Annotated in this window: 13 protein-coding genes; 9 read left to right on the forward strand and 4 right to left on the reverse strand. The window is 69.7% G+C overall.

What is annotated here, in order from left to right; translation table 11 throughout:
* Nucleotides 1–15: 15 nt before the first annotated feature.
* The 3 genes from B0B14_RS14140 to B0B14_RS14150 all read right to left on the reverse strand — a co-directional run bounded on the left by B0B14_RS14140 (nt 16) and on the right by B0B14_RS14150 (nt 3,307).
* The gene (locus B0B14_RS14140; RefSeq protein WP_076683593.1) at nt 16–963 is read right to left on the reverse strand and encodes an ABC transporter ATP-binding protein; all 948 of its coding nucleotides are present in this window, start codon (nt 961–963) and stop codon (nt 16–18) included.
* A 61-nt stretch (nt 964–1,024) separates the two neighbouring features.
* The gene (locus B0B14_RS14145; protein ID WP_076683026.1) at nt 1,025–2,002 is read right to left on the reverse strand and encodes a branched-chain amino acid ABC transporter permease; all 978 of its coding nucleotides are present in this window, start codon (nt 2,000–2,002) and stop codon (nt 1,025–1,027) included.
* Nucleotides 2,003–2,005: 3 nt separating this feature from the next.
* On the reverse strand, nt 2,006–3,307 hold the full coding sequence (locus B0B14_RS14150; protein WP_076683595.1) for an ABC transporter permease subunit: 1,302 nt from the start codon (nt 3,305–3,307) through the stop codon (nt 2,006–2,008).
* Nucleotides 3,308–3,647: 340 nt separating this feature from the next.
* Between B0B14_RS14150 and guaB the strand changes: the two genes are divergently transcribed.
* The 9 genes from guaB to B0B14_RS14195 all read left to right on the forward strand — a co-directional run bounded on the left by guaB (nt 3,648) and on the right by B0B14_RS14195 (nt 13,592).
* A complete protein-coding gene (guaB, locus tag B0B14_RS14155) occupies nt 3,648–5,150 on the forward strand; it encodes an IMP dehydrogenase (RefSeq protein WP_076683028.1) in 1,503 nt (500 codons plus the stop codon).
* A gap of 30 nt (nt 5,151–5,180) precedes the next feature.
* On the forward strand, nt 5,181–5,804 hold the full coding sequence (locus B0B14_RS14160; RefSeq protein WP_076683030.1) for a TMEM175 family protein: 624 nt from the start codon (nt 5,181–5,183) through the stop codon (nt 5,802–5,804).
* Between the two features lie 44 nt (nt 5,805–5,848).
* Entirely contained in the window at nt 5,849–6,127 is a 279-nt protein-coding gene (locus B0B14_RS14165; protein ID WP_076683597.1) for a DUF2277 domain-containing protein, read from the forward strand.
* Between the two features lie 77 nt (nt 6,128–6,204).
* A complete protein-coding gene (locus tag B0B14_RS14170) occupies nt 6,205–7,893 on the forward strand; it encodes an ABC-F family ATP-binding cassette domain-containing protein (RefSeq protein WP_076683032.1) in 1,689 nt (562 codons plus the stop codon).
* A 139-nt stretch (nt 7,894–8,032) separates the two neighbouring features.
* The gene (locus B0B14_RS14175) at nt 8,033–9,151 is read left to right on the forward strand and encodes a GuaB3 family IMP dehydrogenase-related protein (RefSeq protein WP_076683034.1); all 1,119 of its coding nucleotides are present in this window, start codon (nt 8,033–8,035) and stop codon (nt 9,149–9,151) included.
* An 85-nt stretch (nt 9,152–9,236) separates the two neighbouring features.
* Complete coding sequence (locus B0B14_RS14180) at nt 9,237–10,028, forward strand: SURF1 family cytochrome oxidase biogenesis protein (RefSeq protein ID WP_083710658.1); 792 nt, start codon at nt 9,237–9,239, stop codon at nt 10,026–10,028.
* A gap of 50 nt (nt 10,029–10,078) precedes the next feature.
* Nucleotides 10,079–10,654 (forward strand): DUF3817 domain-containing protein, encoded by a 576-nt coding sequence (locus tag B0B14_RS14185; RefSeq protein WP_076683038.1) that lies wholly within the window; start codon nt 10,079–10,081, stop codon nt 10,652–10,654.
* Entirely contained in the window at nt 10,651–12,234 is a 1,584-nt protein-coding gene (gene guaA, locus B0B14_RS14190; protein WP_076683040.1) for a glutamine-hydrolyzing GMP synthase, read from the forward strand. Before B0B14_RS14185 ends, guaA begins: the two co-directional genes overlap by 4 nt.
* 8 nt (nt 12,235–12,242) lie before the next feature.
* The gene (locus B0B14_RS14195; RefSeq protein ID WP_076683042.1) at nt 12,243–13,592 is read left to right on the forward strand and encodes a glycosyltransferase family 4 protein; all 1,350 of its coding nucleotides are present in this window, start codon (nt 12,243–12,245) and stop codon (nt 13,590–13,592) included.
* Nucleotides 13,593–13,926: 334 nt separating this feature from the next.
* Here the strand turns inward: B0B14_RS14195 and B0B14_RS14200 are convergent, their stop codons facing one another.
* Entirely contained in the window at nt 13,927–15,159 is a 1,233-nt protein-coding gene (locus B0B14_RS14200) for a DNA polymerase domain-containing protein (RefSeq protein WP_076683044.1), read from the reverse strand.
* Nucleotide 15,160: the final 1 nt, after the last annotated feature.

Here is a 15,160-nt window from a genome sequence, read left to right on the forward strand (position 1 = left end):
CTGCTGAGGCGTCGCTCACTTGTTCTCCTCCTCGGCGTCGGCGATCGACGCTGCTTCGTCTTCGCGGATCTCCTCGAGGAGCTCCATCGCCGACGTGTCGAGCTCGCCCGCCACGCGGCCGGTCACGACGCCGAGGTCGACGTCCTGGTGGCTGCCGAGGTAGGCGTCGATGACGGCCTTGTCCTGCATGACCGATTCGGGCGGGCCCTCGGCCACGACGCGGCCTTCGGCCATGACGACGACCCAGTCGGCGATGTGACGCACCATGTGCATGTCGTGCTCGACGAAGAGCACGGTCATGCCCAGGTCCTTGAGGTCCAGGATGTGGTCGAGCAGCGACTCGGTGAGGGCCGGGTTGACGCCGGCCATGGGCTCGTCGAGCATGACCAGCTGCGGGTCGCTCATGAGCGCGCGCGCCATCTCGAGGAGCTTGCGCTGCCCACCGGAGAGCGACGCTGCATAGTCTTCGGACTTGGCGTCGAGCTTGAAGCGCGCGAGCAGCTCCATCGCCTTCTCCTCGATCGCGTCGTCCTGCTTGCGCCAGATGGCCGGGATGATGCTCGCGAGGAGCCCTTCGCCCTTCTGGCCCGTCGCGCCGAGCTTCATGTTCTCGAGCACCGTGAGCAGCGAGAGTGCCTTGGTGAGCTGGAACGTGCGCACCTGGCCCATCCGGGCGACCTTGAACGACGGGATGCCGCTCAGCGACTTCCCGTCGTACGACCAGGTGCCGGTGTTCGGCTTGTCGAAGCCGCACAGCAGGTTGAACAGCGTCGTCTTGCCGGCGCCGTTCGGTCCGATCAGCGCCGTGATGGCGTTGCGCGGGATCTCGAGGTGCTCGACGTCGACGGCGGTGAGTCCGCCGAAGCGCCGCGTCACCTTGTCTGCGATCAGGATCGGGTCGACCTTCTCGACCCCGGGGACGTTCCCGCCCTTCGCGAGCCCCTGCGTCTTCGGGCGGCGGATGCTGCCCGTCGCGGTGAGGGGTTCGCGGGGCGTGCTGTCGTCCGGCGTGTGGTCTGTCGGGTTACTTGACAAAGGTCAGCTCCCTCTTGTTGCCGAAGATGCCCTGTGGGCGGAAGATCACGATGAGCATGAGCGCCACGCCGACGAGGATGAACCGGAGCGTTCCCGCCTGCACCGACGACAGGGGCAGGATGCCCGAGTTCGCCAGGGCCGGGAGGACGTTGCCGAGGAAGCCCATGATCACCCAGAAGATGACCGAGCCCACCACGGGGCCGAAGACCGTCGCGGCGCCGCCGAGCAGCAGGATCGTCCAGATGAAGAACGTCAGGCTGGTCGTGTACGTGGCCGGGACCACGGCGGACGGGAGCGCGAAGACCACGCCGCCCAGGGCGCCGAAGATGCCACCGATGATGAGCGCCTGCATCTTGTAGGCGAAGACGTTCTTGCCGAGCGAGCGCACGGCGTCCTCGTCTTCGCGGATGCCCTTGAGGACGCGTCCCCAGGGGCTGCGCATGAGCGCCCACACGAGGTAGACCGCGATGCCCAGCAGGATGATGCCGAACACGCGCACCCAGAGCTGATCGGCGGTCCACGTCCAGGGGCCGAATCCGTAGTTCCCGGGCGGGAACGGGTTCGCGGCGCGGAATCCGGCGTGGTAGTTGCCGAGGCCGTCGGCCGAGTTCGTGTACTCGTCGAACAGCTGCGTCGTGAGCATGAGTCGGACGATCTCCGCGGCGGCGATCGTCACGATGGCGAGATAGTCCGCCCTCAGTCGCAGCGTCGGGATGCCGAGGATGATGGCGAACACCACGGATGCCAGGCAGCCGACGATGATGCCGACCCACCACGGGAGCCCGAAGCTCAGGATCGAGATCGCGTACCCGTACGCGCCGAGGGCCATGAAGCCCGCCATGCCGAAGTTCAGGAGTCCGGCGTAGCCGAAGTGCACCGCGAGACCGGTCGCCGCGAGGGCGTACGCGATCGTCTCGGGGCTGAACAGCCAGTAGGCCGTGTTGTTGAGAATCTGTCCCCAATCCATGGCCTAGCCCAACCTCTCTTTTCGACCCAGGAGGCCTTGCGGTCTCACGAGGAGGATGATGATGAGGACGGCCAGCGCGCCCACGTACTTCATGTCCGGCGGAATCCAGAGCGTGGAGATCTCCACGAGGATGCCGACGATGAGGGCGCCGATGAGGGCTCCGAACGCCGTTCCGAGACCACCGAGGGTCACGGCGGCGAAGATCAGCAGGAGCACCTGGACACCCATGTCCCACTTCACGCCGGGGCGGAAGTACGCCCACAGCACGCCGGCGACGGCGGCCAGCATGGCCGACAGGATCCACACGATCCGGATGACGCGGTCCACGCCGATGCCGGATGCCGCGGCCAGGCTCGGGTTGTCCGAGATCGCGCGCGTGGCCTTTCCGATGCGGGTGCGCAGCAGCCAGTAGGCGACAGCCAGCAGGAGGACGATCGAGATGCCCATCGAGAGGAGGTCGATCCACGACACCGAGATGGGTCCGAGACGGATGTCGCGCGCCGCGCCTGCGCCCGGCAGCTGGTACGTCGACCCGCCGAGGAAGAACTGGAAGACGTAGCGCAGCGCGAGCGAGAGGCCGATGCTGACGATCATCGCCTGAACGAGGCCGATGCCCCGACGGCGCAGGGGTTTCCACAGGCCGGCGTCGAGCGACCAGCCGAGCGCCGCGCCGAACACGATCACGATCGGGATGACGACCCACATCGGCAGGGCGAAGTTCACGCCGAAGATGAGGGCGACGATCGCGCCGAAGGTGAGCATCTCGGCGTGCGCGAAGTTCGTGAGCCCCGTCGTGCCGAAGATGAGCGAGACGCCCACCGCGGCCAGCGCGAGGAGCAGGCCGAAGTTGAGGCCGTTGACCGTGCGCTCGAGGAGCTGGTCCCAGAACGAGGTCGTGATCCGCTCGCCCTCGCCGAGGAAGAGGTTGAGGATCTTCGTGCCCGTGGCGCCGAACCCGACCTCGAACGAGGCCGTCGTTCCCTGCACCGGCTGCACGCCCTCGGGGAGCTGCGCGGGATCGACGATGACGCCGTCGGGGAGCGTCTCCTCGTTCACCGAGAGCGTGTACTCCTCCTTCTCGGGCACGTACAGACGCCACTTGCCTTCGGCATCCGTCACCGTCTCGGCGTCGAAGCCGTTGCCCTCGACCGTCATGACGACGTCGGGGACGGGCTCGCCGTCGAACGTGATGACGCCACCGAAGTAGAAGTCGGTCGCTTCCTGATCGGCACCCGGGGTGTCGGGCGCCGAGACGGACGCGTGGGCGCCCATCGGCGATGCGAAGAGCACGAGCGCGAACGCCATGAGCGTGCCGGCCAGCAGCACGAGCCACCGCTTCGATCGCGTGGTCACAGTCGTAGGACTCACAGAACCTCCAGTCCGGCAGCACGCGGACCGAAAGCTCGGGTCGCATCGGCCGTGATGCAAAGACGGTACGAGCGTAATGTGTCGTTCTTGTTTCGCAAGCAGGTCGAGAGAGAATCGTGATGCAGAAGCCCCTTACATCGCGCCGGATTCCCGGTCCGAACGGATTTCCGCGGGAATCAAATCCCGGGCGCGCCGCTTAGAATCGAGTACGACGCCCCCGCGTCGGCCGTCGTCGTCCACCCCCGAGAAACAACGCGCGCCGCGCACAGGAGACTTCATGTCGAATCACGATCCCTTCGGCTTCGTCGGACTCACGTACGACGACGTGCTGCTGCTCCCCGGACACACCGACGTGATCCCGAGCGAGGCCGACACCTCGTCCCGCGTCACGCGCCGCATCACGGTCGCGACGCCGCTCCTCTCGAGCGCGATGGACACCGTCACCGAGTCGCGTCTCGCGATCGCGATCGCGCGAGAGGGCGGGCTGGGCATCATCCACCGCAACCTCTCCATCGAGGATCAGGCCTCGATGGTCGACCGCGTGAAGCGCAGCGAGTCGGGCATGATCACCGACCCCATCACCACCACCCCCGACGCGACGATCGAAGAGGTCGACGCGCTGTGCTCTCAGTACCGCATCTCGGGACTGCCCGTCGTCGACGAGGACGATCGCCTGGTGGGCATCATCACGAACCGCGACATGCGCTTCGTCTCGGGATTCGAGCGCCAGACGACGCTCGTGAAGGACGTCATGACCACCGACGGACTCGTCACGGGTCAGGTCGGCATCGGCGCCAACGAAGTCATCGCGCTGTTCGCGCAGCACCGGGTCGAGAAGCTCCCGCTCATCGACGACGACGGACGCCTCGCGGGCCTCATCACAATCAAGGACTTCGACAAGAGCGAGAAGTACCCCCTCGCCACGAAGGACGAGCACGGGCGACTCCGCGTCGGCGCCGCCATCGGATTCTTCGGCGACGCGTGGCAGCGTGCCGAGGCGCTGCGCGACGCCGGGGTCGACGTGCTCGTCGTCGACACCGCGAACGGCCAGTCGGCGGGCGTCATCGACATCGTGAAGCGCCTCAAGGCCGACGCGTCGTTCGACCACATCGACGTCATCGGCGGCAACGTCGCCACCCGCGAGGGCGCTCAGGCGCTCATCGACGCGGGTGTGGATGCCGTCAAGGTCGGCGTCGGACCCGGATCCATCTGCACCACGCGCATCGTCGCGGGCGTCGGCGTCCCCCAGGTCACCGCGATCTACGAGGCATCCCTCGCGGCGCGCGAAGCCGGCATCCCGGTGATCGCCGACGGTGGACTGCAGTACTCGGGCGACATCGCCAAGGCGCTCGTCGCCGGCGCCGACACCGTCATGCTCGGCTCGCTCCTCGCGGGCACCGACGAGTCACCGGGCGAGATCGTCTTCCAGGGCGGCAAGCAGTTCAAGCTCTACCGGGGCATGGGCTCGCTCGGCGCGCTGCAGACCCGGGGCAAGAAGACGTCGTACTCGAAGGACCGCTACTTCCAGGCCGACGTCCCCAGCGACGACAAGCTCATCCCCGAGGGCATCGAGGGTCAGGTCGCGTACCGCGGCCCCGTCTCCGCCGTCGCCTACCAGCTCGTCGGCGGGCTCCGCCAGTCGATGTTCTACGTCGGCGCCCGGACGGTCGACGAGCTCAAGGAGAAGGGTCGCTTCGTGCGCATCACGGCGGCGGGTCTCAAGGAGTCGCACCCGCACGACGTGCAGATCGTCGTCGAGGCGCCCAACTACAAGCGGTAGGGCCGTGATCGGCGTCGCTACGATGGCGGCATGATCCGACAGCGGCGGCACGCGGCGGCGACGCAGAGCACGACCCGCCTCGAGGCGTTCACCGACGGGGTGTTCGCGATCGCCGCCACCCTCCTGGTGCTCGATCTGACGGCGTACAACATCGGCACGGTCTCCTCCGACGGGCAGATGTGGTCGGCGCTCGCGGGCATGTGGGAACTGTTCTTCAATTTCGCGCTCAGCTTCCTGCTGCTGTGCCTGCTCTGGATGACCCACGTCCAGCAGTTCGAGCACGTCGCCCGCGTCGACGCGACGATCGTGTGGCTCAACAGCGTGCGTCTGCTGTTCATCGTGCTCGTCCCGTTCGCGACCAATCTCACCACCGAGTACTCGAGCTGGCTCGCGGGACGGATGCTGATGCCCCTGGCGTTCTTCGGAGCGATCCTGTGCAGCTACCTGCAGTGGATGTGGGCCGTCCGCCACCGTGCGACGATGCTGCCCGACCTCACCGACGGCGATGCCCGGGCCTACGGTCGTGCGGCGCTGAGCGCCCTCGTGATCGCCGCGGCCGTGGTCGCCCTCGCGCCCTTCGTCGGCTCGATCGCCTTCGCCCTCTTCCTGCTCGACCCCGTCGGCACGCGCCTCTTCCGCGGAAAGAACGACTGACGCGAGGGGTGACGGGCGCCGCCGCGGGGCGTATCTTGTGGGGCATGTGCCGCAGCATCCACACTCTCCACAACTTCGAGCCGGCCGCGACGTCCGAGGAGGTCCACGCGGCCGCTCTCCAGTACGTGCGCAAGATCGCGGGCACGACGAAGCCGTCGAAGGCCAATCAGGAGGCGTTCGACCGCGCGGTGCACGAGATCACGCACATCACCCAGCACCTCCTCGAAGACCTCGTGGCGGTCGTGCCTCCGAAGAACCGCGAGGAGGAGGCCGAGAAGGCCCGTGCCCGCGCGGTGAAGTCGGGCAGATACGCCGCTGCGTGACGACGTCGTCGCGCGCGCGTCGATCGCGATAGGCTGATCGGCTCTGCGCCGTCCGGCCGGGCGGACGGAGTCGGAACGTGGGCCACATCGATGTCGGAAGCGTCTCCTTCGTGCTGTCCGACGGGTCGCCGCTGCTCGACGCCGTGACGTTCCGCGTCCCGGCCGGCTCGACGACCGCGCTGATCGGCGCCAACGGCGCCGGCAAGTCCACGCTCCTGCGCGTCATCCGGGGCGAGCTCCCCGCGCACGAGGGAGCGGTCGTGATCGCCGGCGGCCTGGGCGTCATGGACCAGTTCATCGGACACGGCGAGTCCGGTGAGACCGTGCACGATCTGCTCGTCGCCGTCGCGCCGACGCGGGTGTCGGCCGCAGCGCGCGCCCTCGACGCGGCCGAGCTCGCCATCATCGAGCGCGACGACATCGACACGCAGCTCGCCTACGCCCAGGCCCTCGCCGACTACGCCGAAGCAGGCGGGTACGAGCACGAGACCGTGTGGGATGCCTGCACCACGACGGCCCTCGGCATCCCGTATGCGCGTGCCCGCTTCCGCGATCTGGCCACGCTCTCCGGCGGCGAGCAGAAGAGGCTGGCGCTGGAGGCCCTGCTGCGCGGTCCCGACGAGGTGCTGCTGCTCGACGAGCCCGACAACTACCTCGACGTGCCGGGGAAGCGGTGGCTGGAGGAGCGCCTGCGCGAGACCGCGAAGACGGTGCTGCTCGTGTCGCACGACCGCGAACTGCTCGCGCGGGCGGCCGATCGCATCGTGACGCTGGAGGCGAGCCCCGCGGGCAGCACGGCATGGGTGCACGGCGGAGGCTTCTCCACCTATCGCGACGCCCGCGAGAACCGGATGGCGCGGCTCGACGAGCTGCGGCGCCGCTGGGACGAGGAGCACGCGAAGATCACGCGGCTGGTCGCCGACATGAAGGTGAAGGCGACATCCAGCGACGAGTTCGCCTCGCGCTACCGTGCGGCCCAGACCCGGCTGCGGCGCTTCGAAGAGGCGGGGCCTCCGCAGGAGCGCCCGCCCGAGCAGAATCTGCGACTGCGGTTGAGGGGCGCCCGCACGGGCAAGCGCGCCGTGATCGCCGAGCGTCTCGAGCTCACGGGCCTCATGAAGCCGTTCGACCTCGAGGTCTGGTTCGGCGACCGGGTGGCGGTGCTGGGCTCGAACGGATCGGGGAAGTCGCACTTCCTGCGCCTCCTCGCCCGTGGCGGCACCGATCCCGACGGGACGCTGGGCCATCTCACCGATGTCGGAGCGGCGCTCGATCCCGTCGCCCACGAGGGGCGGGCGATCCTCGGTGCCCGCGTCACGCCCGGATGGTTCGCCCAGACCCACACGCACCCCGAGTTCACCGGCCGGACGCTGCTCGACATCCTGCACCGCGGTGACGATGCGAGGAGCGGGATGCCGCGGGATGCCGCGAGCTCGGCCCTCGACCGGTACGGACTCATCCGTCAGGCAGAGCAGGTGTTCGACAGTCTGTCGGGGGGTCAGCAGGCGCGGTTCCAGATCCTGCTGCTCGAGCTGTCGGGGGCGACGCTGCTCCTGCTCGACGAGCCGACCGACAACCTCGACCTGGTCTCCGCGGAGGCGCTCGAAGACGCGATCGCGCGGTTCGAGGGCACCGTGCTCGCCGTGACCCACGATCGCTGGTTCGCGCGCTCGTTCGACCGCTTCCTCGTGTTCGGCGCCGACGGCACGGTCTACGAGTCGGACGACGCCGTCTGGGACGAGACCCGGGTGGTGCGCAGCCGCTGAGGCGCGGGGCGGGCACGGGTGCGGAGACGATGCGCGGCGCGCCGGCGGCGGATGCCGGTTTCCGGCGAGTCCGGGCGGGGCTCCGCATCCGTGCACATCGTTGTCGTCGGTGCCCCGCGGGTAGGCTGGGGATGTGAGCATGGAGATCGAGCTCGGCCGCGCCAAGCGCGCCCGCCGGGCCTACGCGTTCGATGACATCGCCGTCGTGCCGTCGCGCCGCACGCGCAACCCCGAAGACGTCTCCACGACGTGGTCGATCGACGCCTACTCGTTCGCGATCCCCGTGCTCGGCGCTCCGATGGACTCCGTTATGAGCCCGCAGACCGCGATCATGCTCGGACAGCTCGGCGGACTCGGCGTGCTCGACCTCGAAGGGCTGTGGACGCGGTACGACGACCCCGCTCCGCTTCTGGCCGAGATCGCGTCGCTGGCCGACGTCGAGGCCACCCAGCGCATGCAGGAGCTGTACTCTCAGCCCATCCGGCCCGAGCTCGTGCGCGACCGTCTGGCGGAGATCCGCGAGGCCGGCGTCACCGTCGCCGGCGCCCTCACCCCGCAGCGCACGCAGGAGCTGTACGAGACCGTCGTCGCCGCCGGGGTCGACCTCTTCGTCATCCGCGGCACCACGGTCTCGGCGGAGCACGTGTCGTCGGCCGATCAGCCGCTGAACCTCAAGAAGTTCATCTACGACCTCGACGTCCCCGTCATCGTGGGCGGCGCCTCCACCTACACGGCGGCGCTGCACCTCATGCGCACCGGCGCCGCGGGCGTGCTCGTCGGGTTCGGCGGGGGAGCGGCCTCCACCACCCGTGCGACCCTCGGCATCCACGCGCCCATGGCCACCGCCGTGGCCGACGTCGCCGGTGCCCGCCGCGACTACCTCGACGAGTCGGGCGGGCGCTACGTGCACGTCATCGCCGACGGCGGCGTGGGAACGTCGGGCGACATCGTCAAGGCGCTCGCGATGGGGGCGGATGCCGTCATGCTCGGTGTCGCGCTCGCACGGGCGACCGATGCTCCCGGACTCGGCTTCCACTGGGGGCCGGAGGCGCATCACGCCAAGCTGCCCCGCGGCCGCCGAGTGAAGGTCGATCGCGTGACGACCCTCGAATCGGTGCTCTACGGGCCCGCTCCGGTCGCGGACGGCACCGCCAACCTCATCGGCGCGCTCAAGAAGTCGATGGCGACGACGGGATACTCCGACCTCAAGGAGTTCCAGCGCGTCGAGGTCGTCGTCGCGCCGTACAACGGCGGTTGACCGGTCGTTGAGCGAGAGCAGCAGCGCGACGCGCCCCGACCCTGACGCCACGGTCGAGGTCTTTCCGCCGACGCTGCGCGAGGTCATGCTGCGTCCGCGGTGGATCGCGCTCCTCCTGCTCTGCCTCGTGGTCGCCGGAGTGTTCGCGTGGCTCGGGCAGTGGCAGCTCGGTCGCGCGATCGACACCGATCCCCTCCCGCCCGGCGCCACCGAGCAGGTCGAGCCGCTCGGCGAGGTCGTCGAGCCCGGACGCTACCTCCCCGAGCCGTTCGTCGGCCAGCGGGTCGAGGTGACCGGGACGTGGGTGCCGGGCGACTTCCTCCCCGTGGCCGGACGCTTCAACGACGGGGTCGAGGGCTATTGGGTCACGGGCCAGCTGCGCGTCGATCCTTCGGCTGGTTCGGGAACCGAGGAGACCACGGTGCCGACGTCGATCGCAGTGGCGATCGGCTGGGCGGCCACGGCCGACGAAGCCCGAGCCGCCTCGGAGGCGCTCGAGGCGGAGGCATCCGGTGCCGCCGTCGACGTGGTGGGCCGCATCATCTCCGACGAGGGCCCGGCACTTCCCCCGCGCGGCGCCGATCCGTTCACCATGACGCGGATGTCGTCGGCCGCGCTCCTGGCCCAGTGGAGCGACACCGAGGGTCTCGCCGTCTACCGCCCGTACCTCGTCTCCGAGGACGCCTCGGGAGGTCTCGCCGAGATCTCCGCGCGTCCCCCGGAGGACGCGTCCGGCGTGAACTGGCTGAACATCTTCTACGCGGCCGAGTGGGCCGTCTTCGCCGGCTTCGCGTTCTACCTCTGGTACCGCCTGGCGAAGGATGCCTGGGAGCGCGAGGTCGAAGACCTCGAAGACGCGGCGGCCGAGGCATCCTGAGCCCTGCGGCAGGCCGGAACGGCCTCCGGCGCCGCGACTAGACTGGGGGCATGCCCCGCGCCCCGAGACTCGCGTCTTTCCCTGCGATCCGAGGCTCGCTCCGGTTCTACCAGATCTGCTCCGTCATCACCGGTGTGGGTCTGCTGCTCCTCGTGGCGGAGATGATCCTCAAGTACACCCCGCTGCACGTCGAGCTCTTCGTCGGCGGATCGGGCGGGTTCGTGTGGTTCGCCCCCGTGATCGCCGGCCCCGGATGCGAGTGGTGGTCGCTGTTCCTGCCGATGACGAACGACTGCGAGATGACGTCCGTCGGCGACGGCTTCAACGTGTCGCTGTTCATCCTTGTCGCGCACGGCTGGTTCTACGTCGTCTACCTGTTCTCGTGCTTCCGCATCTGGAGCCTCATGCGGTGGCCGTTCCTGCGCTTCGTCGTCCTCGCCCTCGGCGGCATCGTGCCGCTGCTGTCCTTCTTCATGGAGGCGCGTGTCGCACGGGAGATCAAGACCTATCTCGCGCAGCGCGAGGCCGACGAGGCATCCGGGGCGTCGCAGACGCACGAGCTCGCCGCCCACTCCTCGCTGACCCAGACCGTCCCCACCCAGAACCCGCCGGAGGGCCTGCTGTGACCGAACAGACCTCGACCGAACAGCGACCCGTCCTGGTCGTCGACTTCGGCGCGCAGTACGCGCAGCTCATCGCGCGACGCGTGCGCGAAGCGGGGGTGTACAGCGAGATCGTGCCGCACACGGCATCCGCCGCCGACATCGCCGCGAAGAACCCCGTGGGCATCATCCTGTCCGGCGGACCGTCGTCGGTGTACGAGCCGGGCGCTCCTGCGCTGGACTCCGGGGTGTTCGAGCTCGGCGTTCCGACGCTCGGCATCTGCTACGGATTCCAGGTCATGGCGCAGGCCCTCGGCGGCGAGGTCGCCAACACGGGCCTTCGCGAGTACGGGGCGACGGATGCCGTCGTCGCGAACGACGGGGGCGTGCTGCTGGGCGGCCAGCCCGCCGAGCAGAACGTGTGGATGAGCCACGGCGACCAGGTCGCCCGCGCTCCCGAGGGCTTCGACGTGCTCGCCTCGACGGCGGCCACGCCCGTCGCCGCGTTCGGCAGCGACGACAAGCGCATGTACGGCGTGCAGTGGCACCCCGAGGTCAAGCACACCGATCATGGTCAGCAGGTCATCGAGAACTTCCTGCACAAGGCCGCGGGTCTGCCTGCCGACTGGAACAGCGGCAACGTCATCGCCGAGCAGGTCGAGAAGATCCGCGCCCAGGTCGGCGAAGGTCGCGTCATCTGCGGTCTCTCCGGCGGTGTCGACTCCGCCGTCGCGGCGGCGATCGTGCACAAGGCCGTGGGCGACCAGCTCGTGTGCATCTTCGTCGACCACGGTCTGCTGCGCAAGAACGAGCGCGAGCAGGTCGAGCAGGACTACGTCGCTTCGACGGGCGTGCGTCTGGTCACGATCGATGCGCGCGAGCAGTTCCTGAACGCGCTCGCCGGCGTCAGCGACCCCGAGCAGAAGCGCAAGATCATCGGACGCGAGTTCATCCGCTCGTTCGAGGCGGCCGAGAAGGCGCTCGTCGCCGAGGCCGCCGCCGACGGCGAGCCGATCCGGTTCCTCGTGCAGGGCACGCTCTACCCCGACGTGGTCGAGTCGGGTGGCGGAACCGGCACCGCGAACATCAAGTCGCACCACAACGTCGGCGGCCTCCCCGAAGACCTGCAGTTCGAGCTCGTCGAGCCCCTCCGCACCCTCTTCAAGGACGAGGTCCGCGCGATCGGCCGCGAGCTCGGCCTCCCCGAGGTGATCGTCGGCCGCCAGCCGTTTCCGGGCCCCGGCCTCGGCATCCGGATCGTCGGCGAGGTCACCGCTGACCGTCTCGAGATTCTGCGTGACGCCGACGCCATCGCGCGCGAAGAGCTGACCCGTGCCGGCCTCGACGACGAGATCTGGCAGTGCCCGGTGGTGCTCCTCGCCGACGTGCGCTCGGTCGGCGTGCAGGGCGACGGCCGCACGTACGGGCATCCGATCGTGCTGCGGCCGGTCTCGTCGGAAGACGCGATGACCGCCGATTGGACGCGGCTGCCGTACGACGCGCTCGCCCGCATCTCGAACCGCATCACCAACGAGGTGCGCGACATCAACCGCGTCGTGCTCGACGTCACGAGCAAGCCTCCGGGGACGATCGAGTGGGAGTAGGCGGGAGCGTGCTTCCCGACGCCGCCTACCTCGTGCTCGCCTCGCGGCTCGTGCCCGATCGCGACGGCGGATTCACGATCTCGGTGCTGCGCCGCGCGCTCGACATGACGGCGGCCGGCGCCGACGTCCTGCTGCTCACGATCGATCCCGGCGAGCAGGCCGACCACGACGCCGACCGCGCCGAGTGGGTGCGCCGCGGCGCCCTCCCTGCCCCCGACCGGCTGCGCAACCTCTTCGACGATGCCCGGACGGACGCCGCGTGGCTGCGTGCCGCCGCGCTCACGACCCCCGTGCCCGACACGGAGTGGCCGTATCGGGCGATCACGGATGCCGAGGGCCGCACGGTGCTCGAGATCCCGGTCGTGAGCGGCGACCCCGCGTGGCACCTCAGCGATGCGCCGGTGCGGATCTGGGATGCCTCCGGCCCGATCGGATGGCTGCCCGGGTTCGGCGGTCTCTACCGCGCCTGGATCGATGCGCTCGCCGCGGAGGAGGATCGCCCGGTCGTGGTCGTGTGCGAGGCGCGTCAGGTGGGGGAGACGCTCGTGGCCCCCGGCGCGCCCGTGCTGGGGCCCGACATCCGCATCGTGCACACCACCCACGCGTGCCACGTCGTCGCGCCGTTCGCGTGGGACTCGCCGATGGATGCCGCGTGGAAGCGGTGGTTCGGCATCGCCGATCGCTTCGACGCCGTGCTGTGGCTCACTCCGAGCCAGCGGCGGGATGTCGAACGGCGCCTCGGCGACGGCATCCGATCCTTCGTCGTGCCCCACCCGGCGGCCGCGCCCTCCGGAAGCGCGACCCCCGTGCCGGGGCGCGTCGTGATGCTCAACTCGCTCATCCCGCGCAAGCGGGTCGACCACGCGATCCGCGCGCTTCCCGCCGTGCGCGACGCCGTGCGTGACGCTCATCTGCTCGTGTGCGGCGACGGAGGTCAGCGCGCGGAGCTCGAGGCCCTGGCCGCATCGCTCGGCGTCGCGGACGCGGTGGAGTTCGCCGGACAGGTCGCCGACCCCGCGCGCGTCTGGGCGGAGGCCGACGCATTCGTTCTCGCGAGCACGAACGAGGGCCAGCCGCTCGTCGTGCTCGAGGCGCTCGGACACGGCGTGCCGGTCGTGTCGTACGACATGCCGTACGGTCCACGCGACACCCTCGCTCTCGGCGGCGGGATGCTGGTCTCCGACGGCGACGTCGACGCCCTGGCAGCGGCCCTCATCGAGGTGCTCGGCGACCGCCCCGTGCGCGACCGGCTGGCGGCCGAGGGGCAGGCGGCGGCCGCAGCGATGACTGCCGACGCGTCGATGCGGGCGCTCGGCGACGCCGTTGCCGCCGCGCTCGCGGGAGCTGTGGCGCGCTGACCGCCAGGCCGTCCGCGTGCCGCGCCAGTCCGGGCGTGTCGCGAAAGAACGGGACGCTCCGATTTTCTCCATTGAACTTGGCGCTCACACCTGCGCTCCGCGTGGACGTGACGGGCGCCGAGCCAGTCCGGGCGTGTCGCGGAGAGATCGAACCCCCCCGATTCTCCAGTGAACTTCGCGCTCACACACACACGTATTCCGGAGATGGACGCGACGGGTGGCGCGGGCTCGGCGGGAACGTATGTGAGCGCGAAGTTCATCGGCGATCTGAGGGTGCGCATGTTCTCGACGACGCGCCCGCACAGGTCTGAAGAACGCGGATGCACGGGGCGGATCAGCGTCCCGGCCACTCCTTGCCCGCCCACGGGTCGTAGTCGACCAGCAGCGGGCCCTGAGGGGGTCGGTCGGGCTCCGGCACGTGCTGCAGGTTGACGCGCACGCGGTACCACAGCGAGCTCGATCCGCGCATGCCGTCGATGAGCTCGTCGGCGGGATGCAGGAGCGACGCCGCCGCGGGATTCGCGGAGCGCCACTGCACGAGGGCGGCTTCGGCTTCGGGCTTGGTCTTCGTGCGGGCGATCTCGATGAGCGGCATCGTCGACACCCGCCTCCCCGATCCGTCGGCGGCGCGCGGCGGCTTCTCGGCGGGCCCCATCTCCGTCGCCAGGGCGAGGAGGCCGTCCAGCGCTCCCGCCGCGTCGTCGATGCCCTCGTGCGGGTCGCCGATCTCGGCGAACCGCCCGGGCACCGTGAGCACGGTGAACTCCTCCGGGCGCCGTGAGCGCACCTCGTCCCACGCGAGCGGAGTCGACACCCGGGCATCCGGCAGCGAGCGGATCGAGTAGGCCGAGGCGACGGTGCGGTCTTTGGCGTTCTGGTTGAAGTCGACGAAGACGCTCTCGCCGCGCTCCTCCTTCCACCACCGCGCGGTCGCCAGACCGGGTGCGCGGTTCTCGACCTCGCGCGCGAGCGTCTCCGCCGCGAGCCGGACGTCGGCGAACGACCACTCCGGCGAGATGCGCACGAGGATGTGGAGTCCGCGCGATCCGCTCGTCTTGGGCCAGCCCACCAGCCCGTGGTCGGCGAGCACGTCGCGCACGACGAAGGCCACGTCGACGATCTGCGACCAGTCGACGCCCGGCATCGGATCGAGATCGACGCGGAGCTCATCCGGATGATCGAGGTCGTCGGCGCGCACCGGATGCGGATTGAGGTCGAGGCATCCGAGGTTCACCACCCACGCGAGGCCCGCGGCGTCGCGGAGGACGGTCTCCTCGGCGGAGGTTCCCCGGGCGTAGTGCAGCGTCGCCGTGTCGATGTAGTCGGGGTGGTTCTCCGGCACGCGCTTCTGGAAGAAGGGTTCGGCGCCGATGCCCTTCACGAAGCGCTTGAGCACCATCGGCCGTCCGCCCGCACCCCGGAGGGCGCCATCGGCCACGGCCAGGTAGTACTTCACCAGGTCGAGCTTGGTGAGCCCGGGGTCGGCGAACACGACGCGGTCGGGGCTCGACACCCGCACGTCGTGGCCTCCGATCTCCAGGAACGTCTCGGCTGATTTCGGGCTCATA

It is taken from the genome of Microbacterium sp. RU33B (genome assembly GCF_900155915.1).
Taxonomy (GTDB): domain Bacteria; phylum Actinomycetota; class Actinomycetes; order Actinomycetales; family Microbacteriaceae; genus Microbacterium.

Bases quoted from the DNA above. Each gene is read 5' to 3' on its own strand.
- B0B14_RS14145 (WP_076683026.1), bottom strand. From the start codon at position 2,002: ATGGATTGGGGACAGATTCTCAACAACACGGCCTACTGGCTGTTCAGC.
- B0B14_RS14150 (WP_076683595.1), bottom strand. From the start codon at position 3,307: ATGGCGTTCGCGCTCGTGCTCTTCGCATCGCCGATGGGCGCCCACGCG.
- guaB (WP_076683028.1), top strand. From the start codon at position 3,648: ATGTCGAATCACGATCCCTTCGGCTTCGTCGGACTCACGTACGACGAC.
- B0B14_RS14160 (WP_076683030.1), top strand. From the start codon at position 5,181: ATGATCCGACAGCGGCGGCACGCGGCGGCGACGCAGAGCACGACCCGC.
- B0B14_RS14165 (WP_076683597.1), top strand. From the start codon at position 5,849: ATGTGCCGCAGCATCCACACTCTCCACAACTTCGAGCCGGCCGCGACG.
- B0B14_RS14175 (WP_076683034.1), top strand. From the start codon at position 8,033: ATGGAGATCGAGCTCGGCCGCGCCAAGCGCGCCCGCCGGGCCTACGCG.
- B0B14_RS14180 (WP_083710658.1), top strand. From the start codon at position 9,237: ATGCTGCGTCCGCGGTGGATCGCGCTCCTCCTGCTCTGCCTCGTGGTC.
- B0B14_RS14185 (WP_076683038.1), top strand. From the start codon at position 10,079: ATGCCCCGCGCCCCGAGACTCGCGTCTTTCCCTGCGATCCGAGGCTCG.
- B0B14_RS14200 (WP_076683044.1), bottom strand. From the start codon at position 15,159: ATGAGCCCGAAATCAGCCGAGACGTTCCTGGAGATCGGAGGCCACGAC.